The sequence below is a fragment of the Sphingopyxis flava genome, assembly GCF_900168005.1.
Taxonomy (GTDB): domain Bacteria; phylum Pseudomonadota; class Alphaproteobacteria; order Sphingomonadales; family Sphingomonadaceae; genus Sphingopyxis; species Sphingopyxis flava.
In genome coordinates this window covers 149623-171603 of sequence record NZ_FUYP01000001.1, presented here as the reverse complement: position 1 = coordinate 171603, position 21981 = coordinate 149623, and the positions used below count along the sequence as shown (strand labels likewise).

Sequence of the window (21981 nt, the reverse complement as noted above, 5' to 3'; positions counted from 1 at the left end):
CGCCTCGCATCTTTTTTTGGGGCTGCGCTTTGCCTGGGCGAGGCTTTCAAGCCTCGCTACCCTTCGCCTTTCCCCACGCGCGCGCCGCGGTGTAGCCGAGATAGCCTGTTGCGAAGAGCGCGTAGAGCGGTTCGGGAAGGCCAGCGAGATAGGCGTTCATCCCTTCGGCGATCACCCTGGCCGTGTCAGGGCTGACGGCGGTGATCAGCCCCATAGGGATGGACCAGAGCAGAAGGATATACATGACGTAGAGGAAGCTCGGCCGGGCGCGGCTCGTCCAGGGGTCGGAGCTGCTGACTTCGACGAGGAGCGCGGACATGCGCGTGCGGATCGCATCCATTTCGAGGCTGTCTTCCAGCTTCAGAAGCTCAAGCTTGGCGCGGTCGCGCGACTCCGGGTCGAGGATGATCTTGTCGATAATCCTGGCGACGGGGCCGATCAGGCCGTCGATGCTGCTCATCGGGATGTCCTTGTCTTGAAATATTGTCCTTTGGGGCCGGGGCGCGTGCGCCATCAGCCACGCGCAAGGTGGTTCGCGAGCCACCCGTAGAGAAAGATTTCCTGGCTCGGGCGGCGCTCCGCAAACGCGATGTAGCGTTCGCCTTTCAACGCGTCGATCGCGCGTAGCAAAACGGTCTCGCCCGCGGCGCCGCGTCTCCCCAACAAGCCGTCGAGCGCAAAGAGGCTGCGCGGCCCGATCATGCAGTCGACCGCGATGTCGGGATAATCGCGCGCGCCGCAATTGAGCGCATTGAGCGAGCGCTGGAGGAGGCTGGCGGCAACCGCGGTGCCCATGTGAGCGGCGATATCGAAAAGCTCGGCAGCGACGAGGGGCGCGCGCAGCGCGACCCGGTCGAAGCCGGGGCTTTGCCAGTAGACGTCGCGATAGATGGACGCAGCGGTCTCGCGCGGCAGGTCGCGCATCTCTCCGGTATAGCCTGCCGCGCGGGCGACGGCCTCGGCGATGCCCCAGCAGGTCGCCCCGCCGCGGTGAGCCGGGTGGTTTACATAATGTCCTTCGCGGTCGATGAGAGCCTCCACAAGGGCGACGAGATCGACGCGAGGCGGCTTGCATCGTGGCACGAATTTACTCCTATGGTTCGACATTCTCATCGAAAGAACCATATGGGTACAATGTAGGAAAGGGGTTTTTTGATGCGGGCATTGGAGGTGAGCGAATTGGCGCCCGACCATGGCGGCTGCCGGCTTGTCGATCGGCCCGTGCCCGAACCCGGGCCCGGCGAAGTGCGTGTGCGGGTTTGCGCAGCGGGCGTAAATTTTCCCGATTTGCTGATGACCCGCGGAGCCTATCAGCTCAGGCCCGAACTCCCTTTCGTGCCGGGGCTTGAATTTGCGGGCGAGATCGATGCTTTGGGCGCCGATGTTCAGGGCTGGGCGAGGGGTGATGCGGTGGTCGGCGCGAATCGCCTCGGCGCGATGGCCGAATATTGCGTCGTCCCCGCAAATGCGCTCCGTCCCAAGCCTTCGGCGATGCCTATGGAAGAAGCTGCCGCTTATGGCGTCGCCTATCTCACCGCCTATGTCGGCCTCGTGCGCTGCGGGCGCGTCGCGGCGGGCGACTGGGTGCTTGTGCACGGCGCTGCGGGCGGCGTCGGGCTCGCGGCAGTCGATCTGGCGAAGGCGCTCGGCGCGCGCGTGATCGCTGCCGCGAGCACTTCCTCCAAGCGCGAGGCGATCGCTGGCCTCTACAGCCCTGACGCCGTGATCGAGGCCCGGCCCGGTTTTCGCGCGACGGTAAAGGCGCTCACGGGCGGAAAGGGCGCCGACCTCATCTTCGACCCCGTTGGCGGGGACGTCTTCGACGAATCGACGCGCTGCATTGCCTTTGACGGGCGGCTGCTTGTTGTGGGCTTTGCCTCGGGCCGGATCCCCGAGATTTCGGTGAACATGCCGCTGATCAAAGGCTTTTCGGTTGTCGGCGTGCGCGCGGGCGAATATGGGCGCCGCTTTCCCGAGCGCGGGGTCCAGAATCTCGCGGCGATCGACGCGCTCGCCGCCGAAGGACGCATCCGCCCGCATGTTCATGCCGTGCTCGACCTTGCGCAGTGGCGCGACGCCTTTGCGATGATCGAGCGGCGCGAGGCGGTGGGGAAGCTGATCTTGCGGCCCTAAGCCTGCGGGCACCCGCATCGGCTTTTCTGCATAGCTATGCGCGAAAATTTGCGGATGGTCAGCGGCGCAGGGCGCAGCTAGTCTTTCGCGCCATAAGGAGCGCCGAAGCGCCGGTTGCGATAATTCCCGGGAGACGATCATGGCCCTAGCGCCCGATACCGCCAGCAGCACCGACCCGCGCCTCGGCTCGGACGCCAGCGCCCATGTCGACGCGCCCGAACTGCGCCTGTTCGTGATGGGCCTCTTCTTCATCTTCGGCGGCATCACGTCACTCAACGACGTGATCATTCCGAAGCTCAAGGAATTGTTCACGCTCAACTACACGCAGGCGATGCTCGTGCAGTTCTGCTTCTTCACCGCCTATCTGGTGATCGGCATCCCAGGGGCAAAGCTCGTCAAGAAGATCGGCTATATGCGCGGCGCCGTCGTGGGCCTTCTGGCGATGCTCGTCGGCTGCCTGCTCTTCATCCCTGCATCGCAAAACGCGATCTACGAACTCTTTCTGCTCGCCCTGTTCGTGCTGGCGAGCGGGGTCGTGATCGTGCAGGTCGTCTCTAACCCCCTGATTTCGCTTCTCGGCAAGCCTGATACCGCCCACAGCCGCCTCACTTTTGCGCAGGCATTCAATTCGCTCGGGACGACGCTGTTTCCGCTGGTGGGAGCGGGTCTTATCCTCGGCAGCATCGTCGATCTTAAAGCCGAAGATCTCTCGGGCCCCGCGCTCGCCGCCTACAGGACCGCTGAAAGCCAGGCGATCGTCAACGGCTATCTCGGCATTGCGGTCGCGCTCGCGGTTGTCGCGGCCGCGGTGTGGATGTTCCGCAACCGCCTGCCGCATGATGCGGCGAGCATGTCGGGCGGCGAACTCGTCCGCCTGCCACGCTATCTTGCGGGCCTCGCGCTGATCGTCGGCGGCGCCCTCGTTGCGACTGGCGTCAATGCGGCTATCGGCTTGCTGCTCATCCTGCTCGCGCCGGTCGTCTGGCTTTACGGCAATGATCTTCTCAGGCGGCGACGCTTTGGCTTCGGCGCGCTATGCATCTTTCTCTATGTCGGCGCCGAAGTCGCGATCGGGTCGCTGATCATCAATTATCTGGCGCAGGACCGCGTGCTCGGACAGCCTGAAGCAGTCATCGGGTGGATGGTGTTCTTCTATTGGGGCGGCGCCATGCTCGGCCGCTTCGCGGGCTCTCTCCTGATGTATCTCGGTATCAGTCCCGGCAAGCTGCTCGCCTTCAACGCGGTGGGCGCCATCATTCTCATCCTGATTTCGGCGAACAGCAGCGGGGGGCTCGCGGCCTATTCGCTGCTCGCGACCGGGCTGATGAACTCGATCATGTTCCCGACGATCTTCAGCCTCGCCAGCGAGCGACTTGGCAATCGTGCAGCGGACGGGTCGGGTATCATCAACGTCGCGATTTTTGGCGGCGCGGTCGTGCCTGTCGCCACCGGTGCGCTTGCCGATGCCGCAGGCGGCAATCTCGCGCTCGCCCTGACGCTGCCAGCGCTTTGCTACGCGGTCATCGCGGCCTATGGCATCTACGCCCGGCGGCCTGCTGCCGATTCACCCGCCGCCTAGGCGGCGATCGGCGCGATCACGGCCTTGAGCAACCTTGCCGCATCGCCTGGGGCGAGCCGCACCTGCAGCCCGCGCTGCCCGCCATTGAGATAGACCTTCGAGTGGGCGAGCGCGGCCTCGTCGATGACGGCAGGCACCCGGCGCATCTGACCAAAGGGGCTGACGCCGCCCACCTTGTAACCCGAGACGCGCTCGGCTTCCGCGACCGGCATCATCGCGGCCGACTTGCCGCCGAGCAGGGCGGCAAACTTTTTCATCGACACCTCGCGGTCGGAGGCAAGAATCGCGCAGGCGGGCTTTCCGTCCACGCGCAGCATCAAGGTTTTCAGGACGCGCTCGGGCGCCTCGCCCAGCGCCTCGGATGCCTGCAGGCCGACGCGCTCTGCCGAGGGATCATAATCATAGCTGTGGATGGTGAAGGCGATTCCCGCCTGGTCGAGCGCCCTTGTCGCCCGCGTGGCCCGCGACATGCGCCGTCTCCCAATTGAACGGGAATGGACCCGGCGGCGTGTCACTCCCTGATCGATATACGGCTCGACGAAATCACCGGCCTGAATGTGGAGCGTTGGCGTGAAAGGCCGCTCGAGCGCGGTCTGAGCTTTGAGACCATCAACAGGGACATAGCCTCGATCAAGGCGGCGTTCAATCACGCGCTAGATTGGGGACTGATCGCGGTCGATACTCTCGCCCCAACAGAAAGCTCGTCCTGCGGCGATTGCCGATTATCCTCGGCGCGGTCGCGTCTGGACGGTCATGCGCCCTTATCTCGAGGTGCTAACCGCCAATGGCTAAGCGGGTAAACAGCTCGGGTGCATCCGTTCGCGCACGGTTGCTGAACCTCGCCCAATCGAGCGGACAAGCGTTCGACATCCTGCTCGTGCGTTTTCGTACTCGAACGCTTGCTCTATCGTCTCGGCGAGTCGCAGCATGCCAATCGCTTCGTGCTGAAGGGCGCGATGCTGTTGATGACCTGGCTTGAGGAACCACCTCGACTCACCCGCGAACGCGACCTCCAACCGGGAGATCGCTTCGATCAAGGCCTCCTTCAATCTCGCCGTTGACTGGGGCATTCTTCCCGCGAGCCCTCTCGCCAAGTCAGGAAGGCGCGGGTCGATGACTGCCTCAAGGTCCGCTATCTCAGCGAAGCCGAGGAAACGCGGCTGCGCAAAGCAATCGAGGACCGGGAAGAGCGCCGCCGCGCCGAACGCGACACTGCCAACCATTGGCGAGCCGAGCGAGGCTATGTGCTACTCCCCAGCCTGCGCGATTTCGTGTTCGCCGATCACGTCAAGCCGCTGATCCTGCTGTCGATCAACACGGGGTGTCGCCGGGGCGAGCTGTTCGATCTCACCTGGTCGAACGTCAATCTCGACCGGCGCATCCTGACGGTGACGAGCGCAACCGCCAAGTCGAGGCGGACACGTCATATCCCGCTCAACCGCGAAGCCACATCGGTCCTGCTCAACTGGCGCGCGCAAAGCGAGGACACGTCGGGCCTTGTCTTCGTCAACGAACACGGCGAGCGGTTCGATCGCGCCAATTCGTCATGGCGGCGTCTGCTCAAGCAAGCACAGATTACCGAGTTCCGCTGGCACGATATGCGCCACCATTTCGCCTCGCGTCTGGCAATGGGCGGGGTCGATCCCAACACCATCCGCGAACTGCTTGGCCATAGCGACTATACGATGACGCTTCGCTACGCTCACCTTGCGCCGGAGTTCAAGCTGAAGGCCGTCGAAGTGCTCGATGAGGCCAGTGAGGCAGCTCTGGGTGGGGCGAAAGTCTTGTCGCTGGTCGGTTGAAGGCGGCGGCCTTGGGCCGCCGCCATGCCGGGGATCACTCCCCGGCGTCTTCGTCAGCAGGCTTGCCGCTCGCCTTGGCGAGCACCGCGAAGCCGCGATCATGTCCACGCTGTAGGTGGTTGGGCCTTCGGACTCATCGCTGGTCTGGCGGACCAGTCCGGTGATCCGCACCAGGTCGCCGTCGCGGCCTTATCGGTCCGGCTGCGGACCTTGCCGAACAGCGTGACGCGGTTCCAGTAGGGTTCGGACTTCCATTCGTTGCCGTCGCGGCGATTGTAGTTGGTGGCGACCGATAGGTGGGTGACGTCTCTGGCGGCGTCGATCTTGCCGATGCGGCCGATAATGTGGAACTCGGCGATGTTCTGCATTGTGCTTCTCCTGATCGTGCCACGCGATCTGTCCTGACGGACGTGAAGTGGTCGCGCGCCGCCCGCGCGCAAGCGAAAAGACGGAGGCTCCCCCCCATGGAAAACCGTAGGCGCGGCGCGCGCCGGTTTTTTGCTTGCGCGCAAAAGGGCGGCGCAAACGGCCAGGGGTCCGTTGAACAAGGACAGAGTTGGCGCGTCGGGTTCGCGCAGTGCCACGCGGAACGCTTCGCAGGGTGGGTGACATCTATGTATTGCAAAATGCGCTACATTGAAGTAGGGTGCTGGCTAAGGAGAATAGCCATGGCTCGCTCGACCCTGCGCAAGGATCATCCGCTTTCGATGCGGCTTCCCGATGCCGATATCGCGATCATCGACCGCGCGGCCAGCCTGCGTGGCCGCTCGCGCACGGAATTCATGCGCGATGCGGCGGTGCGGACTGCCGAGGAAGTGATCATGGAGAACACGGTCATCCGCATGTCTCCGGATGGCTTCGCCGCCTTCGTCGATATGCTGGATCGTCCGGCCAAGCCGGTGCCCGAAATGGTCGAGCTGCTTAAGCGCCCCGCGCCCTGGGAGCCCAAGTCCGCTTCCGAATAGCTCAGCGAAGTGCCGATTTCCGCACCTGAACCGCTCAGCGAAGCGCACGATCTCTCGCAGTTCGCATGCGGCAAGCCATCGCTCGACAATTGGCTCCGGACCCGCGCGTTGTCGAACCAGAAGAAGGGCTTCACGGCAGTAATGGTGGTCCATGACGCGGGCAGGGTGGCGGGCTACTACGGCCTGGCACCTACCGCAGTCGTCCCCGCCAGCCTGCCGCGTTCGATCCGCACCGGACAATCGCCCGATCCGCTTCCGTGCCTTTTGCTGGGCCAACTGGCGACCGATCAGGAATGGCACGGGCAGGGCATTGGCACCGGCTTGCTCAAGCACGCCCTGCTACGCTGCGTTCAGGGTGCGACCCTGATCGGGGGCAGAGCGCTGATTGTCAACGCGGTCGATGAGGACGCAGCGGCCTTCTGGCAACGGCGAGGGTTCCTGCCATCGAAGGACGATCCGATGGTGCTGGCTCGTTCGATCCTCGATATTGCAGCCTCGAGGCGGTCTGCATCTTCGTCCTTGGCGGCATAACCTTGGCAGCAACCGATATTCCGCCGGACCTGATCAAAGCAATCCGAAGTCGCGCTGCCGACGTGATTTCGGGGACAAAAGCCTACGATGTGCCAGCATTGTGCACCCCGGATCTGACTCGCCGACGGAAGCGAAGATGAAGCAATGCGCAGCAAGTTCAAATATGCATTGCGATTGATGGAACTGGCGGCGGATCAGGCTTCCATCGCGAATTTGCCGATGATCCGGACAAGATGGAATATTTCGTCTCCGTGAAATGGCTGCATACCGTGCCGCTGGCGGACGCCGTCAACGAAATCGGTATGTTCGGGAACCAGAACACGGTCTGCAAACCGACGACGCCCAAATGGCGGACGACGGTTGAGCGGTTGAAAGAACGGTGGAGGGTTTGAAGGTGCCCCAGTCAACCGCTCGAACCTTCCGCCATCACGTAGTTCGTGCTCCTGCCGCCGCCTTCACCTTTGACCAGCACTCCGCTCCTGATCAACTCCTCAATGTCGCGCAGCGCGGTATCCTGTGAGCATTTGGCGATCTTGGCCCATTTCGAGGTGGTCAGCTTGCCCTCGAACCCGGTCAGCAGGCGATTGACCATCGCGAGCTGCCGGGCGTTCATGGCGGTGGCGGCATGGGCTTCCCAGAAGCTGGCCTTGCGAAACACCGAAGCAAGGATTTGCTCGGTCCCGTCAAACGCGCGGTCGAGGCAGTCGAGGAACCAGGCCAGCCAAGGCGTGATGTCGAGGTCGCCCTTCTGGGTCGCTTCAAGAATGTCGTAGTAGGCTCCACGTTCTGCGCGGATTTGCGCGGACATGGAGTAGAAGCGTTGCGCGCTGCCTTCCGAGCGCGCCAGCGCCATATCTGCAATGGCACGCGCGATGCGTCCGTTGCCGTCGTCGAAGGGATGGATGGTCACGAACCACAGATGCGCGATGGCCGCCTTGAGAACCGGATCGATGGCATTTCCGCCCTCGACCCAAGCGAGGAACCGCGACATTTCGCCAGTGAGCCGGTCGGCAGCAGGCGCTTTGTAATGCACCTTCTCGCGGCCGATGGGGCCTGACACCACCTGCATCGGTCCGGCGGCATCGCCGCGCCACTGGCCGACAGCGATCCTGGCCATGCCACTGCGCCCCGTTGGGAATAGCGCAGCGTGCCAACCGAACAGGCGCTCGTCGGTAAGCGGTTCGGCATAACGCTGCGTCGCATCCAGCATCATCTCGACGACGCCTTCGACATCGCGTTCGCTGGGGACCAGCCCGGCGACGTCCATGCCGAGACGGCGGGCAATCGAGGAACGGACCTGTTCGCGATCGAGGTGCTCGCCCTCGATCTCGCTCGACTGGATCACGTCTTCGGTCAGCGTCTGGAGCATGGCCTCCTCGCGCAGCGAAAAGCCGATGGCTTCCATCCGCCCGATCAATCGCCCTTGCCGGTGGCGCACTGCTGCCAGCTTGGCGGCAAGCAGAGCATCATCCCAGCGGAACTCGGGCCAATCGTTGCGTTCGTGGACGTAGGGCATAATCTCCGCACTTTCTGCGGCACTTATAGCGGCTATTCTCCGCATTTGGCAAGAGTAATCTCCGCGCTATATGCGGTGAATATGCTTGCTAATCTCCGCATCACGTGAGGGGATGGCACTTTAACCCGTTTTTTCCAGCGGCGGGCGCCTCAATTGCCGCCCCGCGTAACGCTGTTTGCACCAATCCCGCGCGCTCGTTGATCGCTGAAACCAGCTTTGCTCGGTCGTGGTGTAGATCGCCACCGATTCCCGTGCCCGTGAGACCCGGACATAGACCGACTTTTGATCGATCAAATTGGCCGCCTTGCTGTCGGCGCGAAGGCGCTCAGCGGGATTGGCCGATGGGGCTGCACTTCCAAAGCGACTGGTCGCGGCTGACAACGAGGAACGAGCCGTGATCTGCAAGGAACGCGGATCGCGCCTTCGGTGTCAAAGGCTTCACCGTTCCGTCGGGCAAGCGCTCCTCGCAGGCAATGTCCCCATTTGCGATCAGACTTTTGAGATCTTCCAGCGCGCAGATTTCGTTGGAGTGCTGATCGATCAGGTCGCCGCCAGCCCCCTCAAGTCCCTCGCCGATACCCTGACCAGCTGGCTCGAGCCCGTCGCGCGCATGTGGCGCTTTTCCAGGAACAATGGAATCACCGAGGGCTTTCACACAAAGATGGAGATGATCTCGCGCCGCGCGTTCGGCTTCCGCAACTTTCACAACTACCGCTTGCGCGTGCTCGCTCTTTGCGGTTGGAATGGCGTCATCAATCGGGTCTGATCCACCCTCATCCCCCGTTAACGGGGAAGAGCCTGTCTCCGGTACGAAACGTCACCTATGTGTCCGGGCTGGACACGTTTGAAATTGGTCGGGACGAGAGGATTCGAACCTCCGACCCCCACACCCCCAGTGTGATGCGCTACCAGGCTGCGCTACGTCCCGACCGGCCCGATTGGGCAGGCGAGGCACCTAGCGCGGCTGCGCGGGGGATGCAAGGCTCTGTTGCGCAAAGCGTGCATGGTAGGGGCGGCGGCGAAGCAGATCGTTCGGGGGCGCCTTGACCTCGGCCGCCGGAACCCCATTTTCCCAAAGCCTGTCGGGGGAGGCCATACAGCCATTGGTTGCGCCGTGCTTTCCTGCATGATAGGCGCCGCGCCATATTTTCTGCGCGCCCTTCCTACCTGGAATGGCCCGCGCTTCCAACGGAAAGACTTTCATTCATGTCGACAAACTTGCTTCTGACCCAGGCGGCCGGATCAGGGGGCGGGGCGGCCGGCTTCATCATGCTGGTCCCCTATCTGCTGATCTTCGTTGTTTTCTGGTTCTTCCTCATCCGCCCGCAGCAGGTGCGCATGAAGGAGCATCGCGCCAAGGTCGCGGCGGTGAAACCGCGCGATCAGGTCGTTACAGGCGGCGGCATTGTCGGCAAGGTTACGCGCGTCGACGATGATTTTGTCGATGTGGAGATCGCGCAAGGCGTGAAGATCAAGGTCGTGAAGTCAACGCTTTCGGACGTTCTTCAGCCCGGCGCGAAGCCCGCCAACGATTGACGCGGCGCGGCCCCGTCTCAGGGCCCGCCCTCTTCGAACCGGAACCACCCTATGCTCGATTTTCCTCGCTGGAAGACCATCGGCATCAGCCTTATCCTCTTGGCTGGCATCCTCTTTTCCATTCCAAGCTTCCTACCCGAAAAGGCGTTCAACAGCCTGCCGGGCTTTGCGCAGACGAAGGTCAATCTCGGGCTCGATCTCGCGGGCGGCAGCCACCTGCTCCTCGAGGCGGATCTTGCCGACCTTCAAAAGACGCAGCTTGCCAACATGGAAAAGACCGTGCGCACCGCAATGCGCGGTGAGCATGGCGCTGATGACGATATCGCGATTGGCGAACTGCGCCGCTCCGGCAACCAGATCAGCTTCCTCGTTCGTGATCAGGCGCAGATCGACGAGGCGCGCGAGAGATTGTTTCGCGAAACGCAAGGGGCGGGGCTGACGGGCCAGCGCGACTGGAACATCAACATCGTCGACGTGACGCGGATTGTGCTTACCCCCACCCGGGCGGGGCAGGCGCAGGCTATCAGCCGCGCGATGGACACGGCGCGCGACATTATCGACCGGCGCGTCAATGCGCTCGGCACGCGCGAGCCGACGATTATTCGCGAAGGCAACGACCGCATCGTGGTCCAGGTTCCGGGGCTCCAGGACCCGCAAGCGCTCAAGGAACTGATCGGCAAGACCGCGCGGCTTGAGTTCCGCATGGTCGACGCCAACGCCGACCCGGCTGAAGCTGCCGCTGGGCGGGTGCCGGTGGGAAGCGAGATCGTTCCCTATGCCGAAGGCGAGGGGAGCGGCGCAGCCTTCGAGGTGCTGAGCCGGCAGGTTATGATCAGCGGCGAACAGCTGATCGACGCCCGGCAAAGCTACGATCCGCAGTCGAACCTTCCGGTCGTCACGATCCGTTTTGATTCGGGCGGGTCGAGCACCTTCGCCCGCGTGACGCAGCAGAATGTCGGCAAGCGCTTCGCGATGGTCCTTGATGGAAAAGTGCTGTCGGCTCCTTCGATCAATGAACCGATCTTGGGCGGCAGCGCACAAATTTCGGGCAATTTCACCGTCGCGAGCGCAAACGCGCTTGCCATTTCGCTCCGATCGGGCGCGTTGCCGGTGAAAATGGCGGTGGTCGAAGAGCGCACGGTCAGCCCCGAGCTCGGCGCCGATTCGATCGAAAAGGGCGTCATCGCAGGCATAATCGCGACCGTCGCGGTGCTGACGCTGATGATCATAGTCTACGGCCGCTTCGGCGTTTATGCGAATATCGCGCTCATCTTTAATATCTTCCTGATCATTGCGATCATGGGCGCGTTCAATGCGACACTGACGCTTCCCGGTATCGCCGGTTTCGTGCTGACGATCGGTGCGGCGGTCGACGCCAACGTGCTGATCAACGAACGCATTCGCGAGGAGCTCAAACGTGGGCGCCGTCCGTTCCAGGCCGTCGAACTCGGCTATTCGGAAGCGAGCCGCGCGATTTTCGACGCCAATGTCACCAACGTCATAGCAGCCGCGCTGATGTTCTGGTTCGGCTCGGGTCCGATCAAGGGCTTCGCCGTGGTGCTGACCATCGGCATCATCACCAGCGTTTTCACCGCGGTTACCGTCACGCGCATGTTCGCAGCCCATTGGTTGCGTTCCCGGCGTCCCGCGGCGATCACGATTTAAGGAAGGGAGCGAAGGATGCGCTTGCTCAAACTCGTCCCCGACGACACGAACATCGACTTTCTAAGGTGGCGCAAGTTCGCCTCGGCGGCGAGCTTCCTGCTCGTGCTCCTCTCGATCGTGCTGGTCGCGGTGCGCGGACTGAACCTCGGTATCGATTTCGTCGGCGGCCAATCGGTCCGCGTCGAGTTTCCCGCCGAAATGCCGCCGATCGAAGACATTCGCGAAGCGGTCAGCAATGTCGGCCTCGGCGAGGCAACGATCCAGCAGTTCGGCTCGGAAAAGGCGGTGTCGATCCGCACCCTGCTTCCCGAAGGCGAGAATGTCACCGCCGACAGCGCGGGCCAGCAGTTGGTCGCGGGCATCAAGGAGGCCTTTCCGACCGCAAGAACCGGCGCGGTCGAGACCGTGTCGGGCAAGGTGTCGGGCGAGCTGCTGCGCACCGGTGCGCTCAGCCTTGGGCTCGCGATGCTGGCTATCTCGATCTACATCTGGGTTCGCTTCGAATGGCAGTTTGGTGTCGGCGCGATGGGCCGCCTGTTCCACGAGGTCGCGCTGACCTTCGGCTTTTTCGCCGTGACGCAGATCCAGTTCGACCTCAACAGCGTTGCGGCGCTGCTGACGATCGTCGGCTATTCGCTGAACGACACGATCGTGGTCTATGACCGGGTGCGCGAGAATTTGAAGAAATACCGCAAGATGGAGATCATCCCGCTGCTCAATCTCAGCATCAACGAGACGCTGGCGCGTACGGTGATGACGAGCGTTTCGATGCTGCTCGCGCTCGCGGTCCTGGTGATCTTCGGCCCCGACGTGATCTTCGGCTTTTCGGCCGCGATGCTCCTCGGCGTCTTCGTTGGAACCTATTCGTCGATCCTGATGTCGACGCCGGTGCTCGTCTGGCTGAAGGTCGGTCCGCACAGCTTCGTTCCCCGCACGGCCGAGGGCGGCGCGGAGCGCGTCACGCGCTCGGACGACGGCGCGGTGGTCTAGCCGCCCGACCGGCCGGCGCAGCGGCGGAGATGCTCGGCCAGTTCGCGCCCGTTGCGCTCCCAGTTGAAGCGCCCGGCAAGGGTTGCGGCAACAGCGGAGGGCAGCGGCGGGTCGGCGAGGATCGCCGCGACCGCGTCGGCGATCGCGGCGGGGCTCCGCTCGACGATGCGGCCGGCCTTGGGCGAGGTAATGAGCTCGGCCGCCCCGCCCGCATCGCTGATCACGATCGGCGTCCCGCAAGCAAGCGCCTCGACCCAGGCGTTGGCAAGGCCTTCGCTCGCTGAGGGCATGACGACGGCGTCGGCGGCGCGATACAGCTGGGGCAGATCGGCCTGGGCGACAGGACCCATCAGATGCACGCGGTCTGCAACGCCCAACCGCTGCGCGAGGGCCCGATAACGGCCTTCCTCTTCGCCCGAACCCGCGAGCCAGTATTGAACGCCCGGCAGGTCTGCCAGCGCCTCGATGACCAGTGCCTGCCCCTTGCGCGGAATGAGCGCGCCGACGGTTGCGATTGCCGGAGCCTCACCCATGCCGAGCGCGGCACGCGCGGCGGCGCGATCGCCTGGTGAAAAGACCGCCGTATCGACGCCGGTATAGTGAAGCGCGATTTTCGTGGGGTCGATGCCGATAGCCTCCATGTCGCGCCGCATCGCATCCGAAACGGCGAGCAGTCCTGCGGCGCGCCGGGCGGCGGCAAGTAGCTGCGGCCGGCTCGCGGGGTCATGGCCGAAATGGCTGATGTCCGCGCCGCGCGCCTTGATCGAAAAGGGCAGGTCGAGGGCGGCGGCGACCCGCATGGCGGCGGGGCCGTCGGGATAGAAAAATTGTGCGTCAATGACATCGAACTGGTCACCGCGCACTGCCGCGAGAACCGCACGCGCGATTTGCGCCGGGTTGAAGCGTGCACCGTAGCGCGGGATCAGCGCGAAGCGTGGGCGATGGACAATGAGACCATCCCACACTTCCTTGCGCGGAAGGGCGCGCAGCGCCCGGTAACGGGGGTGCAGCGAGCCCGGGAAGGGCGGCAGGCCAACCGGCGCGGCGATGGTCAGCTCGGCGCCCGGCTGAGCGGCGAGCGCGCGCAGACTTTTTTCGACAAATAGTCCGAAATTGGGCCGCGTCGCGTCGGGAAAGAGCGTCGCGATCGAGAGAATGCGGAGGGGAGACGTCATGCCCCGTCGCTCATCGCACCGTACCGGTCCTGTCGAAGCACTGCATTTCCTTCTCGGCTCGAGGAAAGGGCAACCCGTCAGCAAGCTCAGGGCGGTCGAACGCCAATCAGAGGTTTCGTATGAGGCGCACCGCCACTGCCGCCCATGGCGGGTTGCCGACCACCTGCTGCCGCTGACCGGTTCCAGGGGGGAGCAGGTGGAGCTTTTCGCCGTCGACGTTGAGGAGCCGCGCGAAGACGTAGCGGCCAGCGGGGCGGGGAACAAGAAGGTCGCGGTTGAGCGCGCTCGACCAGTCGCCTTCCATACGGCGGCACCAGATTTCGTCGCCCGCGCGATAATCGCCCACCGATGATGCGACGCGCACCGCTATCATATCCTCGGTCGCGCGCGCGGTGAGCGCCTGCTCGGGGCGTGTGGGGGCATAGGCCCCGTCGGCCCCGAGCAAGGCCGTGATGCGAAGCTGGGTATCTTGCGGAAGCCGGACGAGCTCAGCCGCATCGACCGCGAGCGCCTTGGCAATGCGGTTCATCCAGCCAAGCGACAATGTCCGGGTGCCTGTTTCGAGGCGACCGATCGTCTGGGCGGTCGTTGGAGGGTCGCAGCGCAGCGCAACTTCCTCCAGCGTAAGCCCTTTGGCTCTGCGCACCGCGCGAATGCTGTTGATCATCGCACCACTTTCATAACCAATATGGTTCTTAGTGTCTTACTATATGATCCAATGTCAAGTCCCGGACCTCGCAAGGAGTCTCATGATCGCTCATGGGTGCCCGGAGCGTATCGTTTGAGGTTCGGTCGACCCTGGCGCGTCGGAGCCTCAAAGCAATCGCGCGCAAAAGACGGTTGTCACTAAAATGTCATCCAATTGACGTGCATCTGTCACCGATCGGCCATAACAGCCGATGGCGACTTATCCCAACGGAGCCCAGCCCATGCGCAAACGCCTGACCGCCACCATGCTTGCAACAACGATGCTCGCCATGCCCGCCGGCGCGCGCGCGCAAGTGATGAGCGCCGAGGAGGCGGCTGCGCTGCGCGGCGAGCTTGCATCGCTGCGCGCCAAGGTCGACGCGATCGAGGCCCGGCTTGGCTCAGCACCCTTGGCGCCAGCGGGCGCATCGGCCTCGCCGTCGGATCCTGCACCGCAGGAGGCGAACAAGTCTGCCGCCGAGACCGTGTGGAATGGGGCGCCCGAGATCAAGACCGCTCATGGATGGAGCTTCAAGCCGCGCGGCCGGATGCAGCTCGACGTCGCAAGCGTCGAGGCACCGGCGGGGACCGGAATTCGCGGCGGACCCGCAACCGAGTTTCGCCGCGTCTATCTTGGCGTCGATGGCAAGATTCCCGGCGGCTTCTCTTACCGGGTCGAAGCGGATTTCGCGAACGAGGCGGTCGAGCTTACCGATGTATATTTAACCTACGGAACCGGGGCGCTGTCGGTGACTGCGGGCCAGATCAAACCTTTCTGGTCGCTCGACGAGATGACGAGCGACTTGTTCACCAGCGCAATGGAACGGGCAGCCTTTTCGCAAGCCTTCGGCTTCGAACGGCGGGTTGGCCTGTCGGCGCAATATAAGGGCGCGGCGCTTTTGCTGCAGGGCGGCGTATTCGGGGCGAACGCTCGCGAGCTCTTCGACGACGATAATCGCAGCGTCAGCGTTGATGCGCGCGCGGTGTGGATGCCGAAGACAAAAGATGTCCAATGGCACCTTGGCGCATCCTTCCATTCGCGCGATCTCGGTGATCCCGCGGCAACACTGCGCTACCGCGCGCGGCCCTTTGCTCATACAACGGATGTGCGCCTCATCGATACGGGAGATATCGAGGCGAAGGGCGAGCGGGGCATGGGGTTGGAGGCCGCGGTGATTGCGGGGCCGTTCCATGCGGCGGGTGAGGCCTATTGGCAGACCGTGCGCCGGCGCGCTGCCGCCGATCCGACGTGGTTCGGTGGCTATGCAGAGGTCGGCGCGGTGCTGACCCCCGGCGACCGCCGCGGGTACAAGGAAGGCGCTTTTGACCGGCTCAAACCGTTGCGGCCGATCACCGAGGGCGGCATCGGCGCGGTCGAAATGAACGCGCGGTACGATTATCTCGATCTCAATGACAAAGGGGTGGCAGGCGGCCGCCAGCAAGCCATGCTGCTGTCGCTCGTCTGGGCGCCCATCGATTTTGTTCGCCTGACCGCCAACTTTGGCAAGCTGTGGATCAACGATAGCCCCATCGCGGCGGCGACGGGCGAGCGGGATTATTCAGCGGAAACCTTCGGGCTGCGGACGCAGATCGATTTTTGACGCGCGTTCCTTTGGGGCATTGAACCTCTGACATCTTCGCGCGCAGCGCGCGGCGGCGACGATCGACACGCCTTGCATCGCGCCATCCTCTCTGCATATAATTAGAGTACTAAGTAATTAGGCAGAGGGCGATTCGAGGTTATGCCAGGGCAAGGGAAGCGTCCGCGATGGCGGCAACCGCGATGACGCGCGGGCGCACACTTTACGACAAGATCTGGGACGCGCATGCGGTCGCTGAGGACGATGGCGAGACGCTGCTCTACATCGATCTTCACTTGCTCCACGAAGTGACCTCGCCACAGGCCTTTGCCGCGCTGGCTGCCGCGGGGCGGCGGGTGCGGCAGCCGCAGCGGGCGCTCGCGCTCTCGGATCATAATGTCCCCACCGAAGGACAGGCGGCAGGCCCTGCGGGAGTTGCCGACGAAGAGGCGCGCGCGCAGCTTGAGGCGCTCGCGGCCAACGCCGACCATTTCGGGATCGAGCGCTTCGCGATGGGAGATCCGCGCGGCGGCATTGTCCATGTCGTGGGTCCCGAGCAGGGGCGCTCGCAGCCCGGGATGACGATCGTATGCGGCGACAGTCACACCTCGACCCACGGCGCCTTCGGCGCGCTTGCGTTCGGGATCGGCACCAGCGAGGTCGAGCATGTGCTGGCGACCCAGACGATTCGCCAGCGGCGCTCGCGCAACATGCGTATCACCGTGAACGGCGCGCTTGCGCCGCACGTCTTTGCCAAGGATCTTGCCCTCCACATTCTCGGTATCATCGGCGTCGATGGCGCAGGCGGGCATGTCATCGAATATGCGGGGCCGGCGATCCGCGCGCTGTCGATGGACGCGCGCATGACGCTGTGCAATCTCAGCATTGAAATGGGAGCGCGGGCCGGGCTTGTTGCTCCGGACGAGACGAGTTTTGCCTATCTGAAGGGGCGGCCCGCAGCGCCCCGAGGCGCAGCGTGGGATGCAGCGCTCGCGCGCTGGGGGCATCTATCGAGCGATGCGGACGCTCGCTTCGAACGCGAAGTGCAATTCGATGCGACTGGCGTGCGGCCGATGGTGAGCTGGGGCACCAATCCCTCCCAGGTCGTGCCGGTTGGCGGCCTCATTCCCGACCCGGCGGCGATAGCCAACGCCGAGCTTCGCGCGGCGGCCGAGCGTGCGCTTGATTATATGGGTCTTGCGCCGGGAACGCCGATCGCAGGTGTCCGTATCGACCGCGTGTTCATCGGCAGCTGCACCAACAGCCGCATCGAGGATTTGCGTGTCGCTGCGGGCATTGTTCGGGGCCGCCGCGTCGCGCCGCATGTCCGCGCGATGGTGGTGCCGGGGTCGGGCCTGGTAAAGCGTCAGGCGGAAGAAGAGGGCATCGCCGACATATTGCAAGCCGCGGGCTTTGACTGGCGCGAGCCCGGCTGCTCGCTCTGCGTCGGCATGAACCCTGACCGGCTGAACCCCGGTGAGCGGTGCGCCGCGACCTCGAACCGCAATTTCGAAAACCGGCAGGGCCGCGGCGGACGCACCCACCTCATGAGCCCTGCGCTTGCCGCCGCGAGCGCGATCGCAGGGGCGATCATCTCGCCCGAAGATTTGCCGTAGCGGCCGCCTCAACTCCCCTTGGTGATGGGCGCTGGGTGCGGCCCAGCGCTAGGAGGCGCTCTCGAAGCGCGCGATTGCGTCGGCGTGGCGCAATGTCCGGCCGATGTCGTCGAGACCTTCGAGGAGCACGCGCCGATCGTCCGGATCGACCGTGAACGCGATCGTCTCGCCCGACGCGAGCAGGATCGTCTGCGCCTCAAGATCCACCTCGATCGGCGCATATTGGGAAAGGGTGATCGCGCTCCGCAGCTGCTCGCAGACGGAGTCGGCAAGGCGAACCAGCAGTAGGCCGTTCTTGCGTGCATTGCTGGCAAAAATATCGCCAAAGCTCGGTGCGATCACGCAGCGAATCCCGAAGTCGGCAAGCGCCCAGACTGCATGTTCGCGCGACGAGCCGCAGGCGAAATTGCGTTCGGCAACGAGGATGCCCGCGTTGCGGCACGAGGGATGATTGAGAATGAAATCCGCGCGCTCGCAGCCATCGCCTGTATAGCGCAGTTCCTGGAAGAGATGCCTGCCAAGCCCGTCCCTTGTGAGCGCTTTCATGAAGCGCGCGGGAATGATCATGTCGGTATCGACATTGGCCAGCGGCAAGGGAGCTGCCACCGCTCTTAACCGCACGAATTTTTCCAAGACCTTCTCCCGTAACTTAGTATTCTAAGTATATCGGACATTCAGGCTTTGTCCAATGGTATCGCGGGCTTGTCGCACCGTTTTGGCGACGAAGCGCCTTGTCGGCCGAACCTTCGGCCTCTAAGGTTCATGCCGAGGCGGGCCATGTACCCGCCAGCCAAAATGGCCGAAGGGGAATGGAAATTGGCCAAGAAAGCCCAAAGCTATCGGCACCCGGCGGAATTTTACACCAACCCGGAAAACAGTATCGGCTATCTGGCGCGAGTGGTGTTCCGTTCCTTCTCGCGGCTTCTCGAGCGCCGCACCCTTGCCTATGACGTTTCGGCTGGTCAGTGGCGCTTCCTGCGCCAGCTGTGGCGCGAGGATGGCATTACCCAGCGCGAGCTCAGCGAACGGGTCGGAATGCGCGAGCCGACTACGGTCGTTGCGCTGAAGGGCCTTGAGAAGGCAGGCTTTATTACGCGAAGGAAGACCGACGACGATCGGCGCAAGACCTTCATTTTTCTGACCCCTCACGCAAAGAAGCTTGAGCTCACTCTCGCGCCGATGAACGCCGAGATTCATGAGATTGCGACGCGCGGCATGACCGACGAGGAGGTCGAAACGCTGCAGTCGCTGATGCGCCGCGTGATCGACAATCTGGCGGATGAAACCCAAAAATTGGCGGTGCTTTCGGACGTGAAGGCCTGAGCGCATCCGGAGAGAGTTGCGTTCCGAGCGAATCATAAGTTAGTATTCTAACGAATTCGGTTCGGGAGGAATGATGACGAAGATTGCAGTAATCGTCGGGAGCGCGCGCGAGGGGTCCTATAATCAGGCGCTGGCCAGGCTCGCGGCCGCACGGCTTGAGGCGCATGGCGCCGAGGTGACGGCGCTCGATCTTGCGGCGCTCGACCTGCCCATTTATTCGGAAGCGCTCGAGAAAGAGGCCTTTCCCTCAGGCGCGCTCGCGCTCAAGCAGCATCTGGTTGCGCAGGACGGGGTCTTGTTCGTCTCGCCCGAATATAACGGGTCCGTGCCTGCGCTGCTCAAGAACGCGATCGACTGGGCGTCGCGCCCGACAGGCGATGAGAATCTGATTGCCTTGACCGCCTTTCGCGGAAAGGCGGCCGCGATCATGTCGGCCTCGGTCAGCCCCTTTGGCGGTCTGCGCGGGCTGACGCATCTCAGACAGATATTGACCACAATCCAGATGGTCGTGATCCCCGAGCAGGTGCTGGTACCGCTCGCCCATACCGGCTTTGGCGGCGACGGCGAGCTCAAGGAGCCGCTTCCCGCCTCCCTCGTCGACATGACGACGGCCCGGCTGGTCAAGGTCGCGGCGGCCCTTGCAGCCTAGCTGCGGGGCGAAGGCGCCGCCGGCTCTTGCTCCATATTGTCGCCCCAATCCGCCTCGAGGGCGGCGAGCAACGCATCGAAGCGATCCTGCCCGAGCCGCGCGGCAATCTGTGCCGACAGCGCGTCCATCGAACGCTGCGCGTCCTCGCGCATGCGGGCTCCAAGGTCGGTCAGCGCGACGATCATGTTACGCCGATCGCTGGGATCGACCTCGAGCTTGACGATGCCGAGCTTTACCATCTGATTGATTGTGCTGTGGATTGCCTGCCGCGAAACGCCGAGGTTGCGCGCGATATCCGACGGGCGCACGATACCGCTGACGATGTTCGTCATCACCATCGACTGCGGTCGGCTGACGTCGGGCCAGCCGTGGTCGTGAAGCCGCGCCTGCAGCCCCTCGTCGAGCCAGCAGAAGCGTTGGAAGAGGGCGATGATCAACTGATTGGTGCGCATGAAAAGCCGCGATAATCCTCATTTGCCTGCGAAGCGCCAGCCTTGCGACGCTAGAAGAAGGCCTGCCGCGAGGCAAGCGGACCGGCATTGCAATGGCAAAATACTTAGTATACTATCTATTAGTGCAATTGGGGAAAGAGGAGCCGCATGGACGGATTGATGCAGAATGTGCCGCTGACGGTCGACCGGATCCTCGACCATGCGGCAGGCTGGCACGGCGCGCGGGAGATCGTATCGCGCGACGCTGAAGGACGAGTGACCCGCGCGACCTATGCTGCCATCCGCGCCGACGCGAAGCGTGTGTCGAACGCGCTTGCCGCCGAAGGCATCAAGGTCGGAGACCGGGTGGCAACGATGGCGTGGAATGGTGCGCGGCACCTTGCCGCCTGGTATGGCGCGGCGGGGATGGGCGCTGTTCTCCATACGCTGAACCCGCGGCTTTTTCTGGAGCAGATCGCCTATATCGCGAACCACGCGGGCGACCGCCTGCTGCTTGCCGATCCAGCGACTGCGGACCTCGTCGAGCAATTGCTGCTGCAAGTCCCCTCGATCGAGAAAGTGATCTTTTTTTGCGATCGTGCGTCGCTGCCGCAGACAGGCTTTCCCGCCATCGCCTTTGACGATTGGATCGCGGGGCAGTCAACCGAATATCGCTGGGGCGGTTTTGACGAGAATACCGCGTGCGGCCTCTGCTATACCAGCGGCACGACAGGAAATCCCAAGGGCGTCCTCTATTCGCACCGCTCGAACTATGTCCACGCCTTGATGACGCTGCAGCGCGACGCGCTGGCGCTCTCGGCTCGCGATTGCGTCCTGCTTGTCGTGCCCATGTATCATGCCAATGCTTGGGGCGTCGTCTATTCAGCCCCCGCGGTCGGCGCAAAGCTCGTGCTCCCGGGGCAGCGGATGGACGGCGAATCCATCTATAATCTCATCGAAGACGAAGGCGTGACCTATTCGGCCGCGGTGCCGACCGTCTGGCAGATGCTGCTCCAGTACATGCAGGAAAAGGGCAAGCGCTTCTCGACCCTCGAGCGTGTCACGATCGGCGGTTCGGCCTGTCCTGAATCGATCATTCGAGCCTTCCGCGACGATTATGGCGTCGATGTGATCCAGGGGTGGGGCATGACCGAAACGTCGCCGCTCGGCACGGTCTCGGTCCCCAATGCGTCGGTCGCGGCGAAACCCGAACCCGAGCAGATGGCGTACAGGCTGAAGCAGGGCCGCCTCCTCTGCGGGCTCGAAATGAAGCTCGTTGACGATGCAGGCAATCGCCTGCCGCACGACGGCAAGACCCCGGGGCGGCTGATGATCAAGGGGCCGACGATCGCACGCGCCTATTTTGGCGGTGAGGGCGGCGATGTGCTCGATGCCGAGGGTTTTTTCGACACCGGCGACGTGAGCACGATCGATGCCGAAGGCTATATGCAGATCACCGACCGCGCGAAGGATGTCGTCAAATCGGGCGGCGAGTGGATCAGCTCGATCGAGATCGAGAATATCGCGATGGGCCATCCGGCGGTTGCGAACGCCGCCGTCGTGGGCGTTTCCCATCCAAAGTGGGACGAGCGACCGATCCTCCTTTGCGAACTGAAAGCCGGCGCTGCGGCCACAGCGGATGATCTCAAAGCCTTCCTCGAGGGCAAGATCGCGCGCTGGTGGATGCCCGACGATGTGCTTTTCGTTGAGCGCATTCCGCTCGGTCCGACCGGCAAGATCGACAAGAAAGCAATCCGCGCAGGGCTCGAAGACTATGAGCTGCCGTTCGACGCGGCCCGCTGA

The 21981-nt window shown here is 63.5% G+C and carries 25 protein-coding genes and 1 tRNA gene; 16 read left to right on the top strand and 10 right to left on the bottom strand.

Annotated features, from left to right (window positions below):
• Positions 1-46: 46 nt before the first annotated feature.
• Together B5X69_RS00865 and B5X69_RS00860 are read right to left on the bottom strand one after the other, a co-directional pair.
• Positions 47-460 carry a holin family protein gene (locus B5X69_RS00865; RefSeq protein WP_079636777.1) on the bottom strand — a complete coding sequence of 138 codons (414 nt, stop codon included), beginning with the start codon at positions 458-460 and terminating at the stop codon, positions 47-49.
• 53 nt (positions 461-513) lie between these two features.
• Positions 514-1083, bottom strand: coding sequence for a glycoside hydrolase family 108 protein (locus B5X69_RS00860; protein WP_245798493.1), 570 nt, complete (start codon positions 1081-1083; stop codon positions 514-516).
• A 72-nt stretch (positions 1084-1155) separates the two neighbouring features.
• Between B5X69_RS00860 and B5X69_RS00855 the strand changes: the two genes are divergently transcribed.
• Entirely contained in the window at positions 1156-2133 is a 978-nt protein-coding gene (locus B5X69_RS00855; protein WP_079636775.1) for an NADPH:quinone oxidoreductase family protein, read from the top strand.
• A 139-nt stretch (positions 2134-2272) separates the two neighbouring features.
• Positions 2273-3712, top strand: coding sequence for a sugar MFS transporter (locus B5X69_RS00850; protein WP_079636774.1), 1440 nt, complete (start codon positions 2273-2275; stop codon positions 3710-3712).
• Here the strand turns inward: B5X69_RS00850 and ybaK are convergent.
• The gene (ybaK, locus tag B5X69_RS00845) at positions 3709-4182 is read right to left on the bottom strand and encodes a Cys-tRNA(Pro) deacylase (RefSeq protein ID WP_079636932.1); all 474 of its coding nucleotides are present in this window, start codon (positions 4180-4182) and stop codon (positions 3709-3711) included. The genes B5X69_RS00850 and ybaK overlap by 4 nt on opposite strands.
• Before the next feature lie 429 nt (positions 4183-4611).
• On the opposite strand from ybaK, the gene B5X69_RS22390 reads away from it, so the two are divergent.
• Together B5X69_RS22390 and B5X69_RS00840 are read left to right on the top strand one after the other, a co-directional pair.
• Positions 4612-4773, top strand: a complete 162-nt coding sequence (locus B5X69_RS22390; protein WP_425441478.1) for a nucleotidyl transferase AbiEii/AbiGii toxin family protein — start codon at positions 4612-4614, stop codon at positions 4771-4773.
• A 183-nt stretch (positions 4774-4956) separates the two neighbouring features.
• Positions 4957-5514: a tyrosine-type recombinase/integrase gene (locus B5X69_RS00840; protein WP_176141469.1), complete on the top strand. Its 558-nt coding sequence runs from the start codon at positions 4957-4959 to the stop codon at positions 5512-5514.
• A gap of 98 nt (positions 5515-5612) precedes the next feature.
• Here B5X69_RS00840 and B5X69_RS00835 read toward each other — a convergent pair whose 3' ends face one another.
• Positions 5613-5882, bottom strand: a complete 270-nt coding sequence (locus B5X69_RS00835) for a single stranded DNA-binding domain-containing protein (RefSeq protein WP_342745767.1) — start codon at positions 5880-5882, stop codon at positions 5613-5615.
• 300 nt (positions 5883-6182) lie between these two features.
• Between B5X69_RS00835 and B5X69_RS00830 the strand changes: the two genes are divergently transcribed.
• From B5X69_RS00830 to B5X69_RS00820, 3 genes are all read left to right on the top strand, one after another.
• Entirely contained in the window at positions 6183-6479 is a 297-nt protein-coding gene (locus B5X69_RS00830; protein WP_079636770.1) for a type II toxin-antitoxin system TacA family antitoxin, read from the top strand.
• 9 nt (positions 6480-6488) lie between these two features.
• Positions 6489-7010, top strand: a complete 522-nt coding sequence (locus B5X69_RS00825) for a GNAT family N-acetyltransferase (RefSeq protein WP_079636768.1) — start codon at positions 6489-6491, stop codon at positions 7008-7010.
• Positions 7011-7243: 233 nt separating this feature from the next.
• Entirely contained in the window at positions 7244-7402 is a 159-nt protein-coding gene (locus B5X69_RS00820; RefSeq protein WP_217699082.1) for a hypothetical protein, read from the top strand.
• Positions 7403-7413: 11 nt separating this feature from the next.
• Here B5X69_RS00820 and B5X69_RS00815 read toward each other — a convergent pair whose 3' ends face one another.
• Positions 7414-8526 (bottom strand): Fic family protein, encoded by a 1113-nt coding sequence (locus B5X69_RS00815; protein ID WP_079636766.1) that lies wholly within the window; start codon positions 8524-8526, stop codon positions 7414-7416.
• 394 nt (positions 8527-8920) lie between these two features.
• Between B5X69_RS00815 and B5X69_RS22385 the strand changes: the two genes are divergently transcribed.
• Positions 8921-9292: a transposase gene (locus B5X69_RS22385; protein ID WP_425441482.1), complete on the top strand. Its 372-nt coding sequence runs from the start codon at positions 8921-8923 to the stop codon at positions 9290-9292.
• Between the two features lie 85 nt (positions 9293-9377).
• Here B5X69_RS22385 and B5X69_RS00805 read toward each other — a convergent pair.
• Positions 9378-9454 (bottom strand) — tRNA-Pro (locus tag B5X69_RS00805).
• Between the two features lie 278 nt (positions 9455-9732).
• On the opposite strand from B5X69_RS00805, the gene yajC reads away from it, so the two are divergent.
• From yajC to secF, 3 genes are read left to right on the top strand one after another with little or no spacing between them, the layout of a single operon-like run.
• Positions 9733-10062 (top strand): preprotein translocase subunit YajC, encoded by a 330-nt coding sequence (gene yajC / locus B5X69_RS00795; protein WP_053553593.1) that lies wholly within the window; start codon positions 9733-9735, stop codon positions 10060-10062.
• A gap of 51 nt (positions 10063-10113) precedes the next feature.
• The gene (gene secD / locus B5X69_RS00790; protein ID WP_079636762.1) at positions 10114-11727 is read left to right on the top strand and encodes a protein translocase subunit SecD; all 1614 of its coding nucleotides are present in this window, start codon (positions 10114-10116) and stop codon (positions 11725-11727) included.
• 15 nt (positions 11728-11742) lie between these two features.
• Entirely contained in the window at positions 11743-12717 is a 975-nt protein-coding gene (gene secF / locus B5X69_RS00785) for a protein translocase subunit SecF (protein ID WP_079636760.1), read from the top strand.
• Here the strand turns inward: secF and B5X69_RS00780 are convergent.
• Both B5X69_RS00780 and B5X69_RS00775 read right to left on the bottom strand, forming a co-directional pair.
• On the bottom strand, positions 12714-13892 hold the full coding sequence (locus tag B5X69_RS00780; protein ID WP_079636759.1) for a glycosyltransferase: 1179 nt from the start codon (positions 13890-13892) through the stop codon (positions 12714-12716). The two genes, secF and B5X69_RS00780, sit on opposite strands and share 4 nt — an antisense overlap.
• 106 nt (positions 13893-13998) lie before the next feature.
• On the bottom strand, positions 13999-14559 hold the full coding sequence (locus B5X69_RS00775) for a helix-turn-helix domain-containing protein (RefSeq protein ID WP_079636757.1): 561 nt from the start codon (positions 14557-14559) through the stop codon (positions 13999-14001).
• Between the two features lie 262 nt (positions 14560-14821).
• Between B5X69_RS00775 and B5X69_RS00770 the strand changes: the two genes are divergently transcribed.
• Together B5X69_RS00770 and leuC are read left to right on the top strand one after the other, a co-directional pair.
• Entirely contained in the window at positions 14822-16180 is a 1359-nt protein-coding gene (locus B5X69_RS00770) for an OprO/OprP family phosphate-selective porin (protein ID WP_079636931.1), read from the top strand.
• Positions 16181-16362: 182 nt separating this feature from the next.
• Positions 16363-17775 (top strand): 3-isopropylmalate dehydratase large subunit, encoded by a 1413-nt coding sequence (gene leuC, locus B5X69_RS00765; protein WP_079636930.1) that lies wholly within the window; start codon positions 16363-16365, stop codon positions 17773-17775.
• A 48-nt stretch (positions 17776-17823) separates the two neighbouring features.
• On the opposite strand, the gene leuD is transcribed toward leuC, so the two are convergent.
• The gene (gene leuD, locus B5X69_RS00760; protein WP_079636755.1) at positions 17824-18408 is read right to left on the bottom strand and encodes a 3-isopropylmalate dehydratase small subunit; all 585 of its coding nucleotides are present in this window, start codon (positions 18406-18408) and stop codon (positions 17824-17826) included.
• Positions 18409-18591: 183 nt separating this feature from the next.
• Between leuD and B5X69_RS00755 the strand changes: the two genes are divergently transcribed.
• On the top strand, positions 18592-19098 hold the full coding sequence (locus B5X69_RS00755; RefSeq protein ID WP_079636929.1) for a MarR family winged helix-turn-helix transcriptional regulator: 507 nt from the start codon (positions 18592-18594) through the stop codon (positions 19096-19098).
• Between the two features lie 73 nt (positions 19099-19171).
• Positions 19172-19747: an NADPH-dependent FMN reductase gene (locus B5X69_RS00750; protein WP_176141468.1), complete on the top strand. Its 576-nt coding sequence runs from the start codon at positions 19172-19174 to the stop codon at positions 19745-19747.
• Here the strand turns inward: B5X69_RS00750 and B5X69_RS00745 are convergent.
• On the bottom strand, positions 19744-20199 hold the full coding sequence (locus B5X69_RS00745) for a MarR family winged helix-turn-helix transcriptional regulator (protein ID WP_079636751.1): 456 nt from the start codon (positions 20197-20199) through the stop codon (positions 19744-19746). The two genes, B5X69_RS00750 and B5X69_RS00745, sit on opposite strands and share 4 nt — an antisense overlap.
• Positions 20200-20346: 147 nt before the next feature.
• On the opposite strand from B5X69_RS00745, the gene B5X69_RS00740 reads away from it, so the two are divergent.
• A complete protein-coding gene (locus tag B5X69_RS00740; protein ID WP_079636750.1) occupies positions 20347-21981 on the top strand; it encodes a long-chain-fatty-acid--CoA ligase in 1635 nt (544 codons plus the stop codon).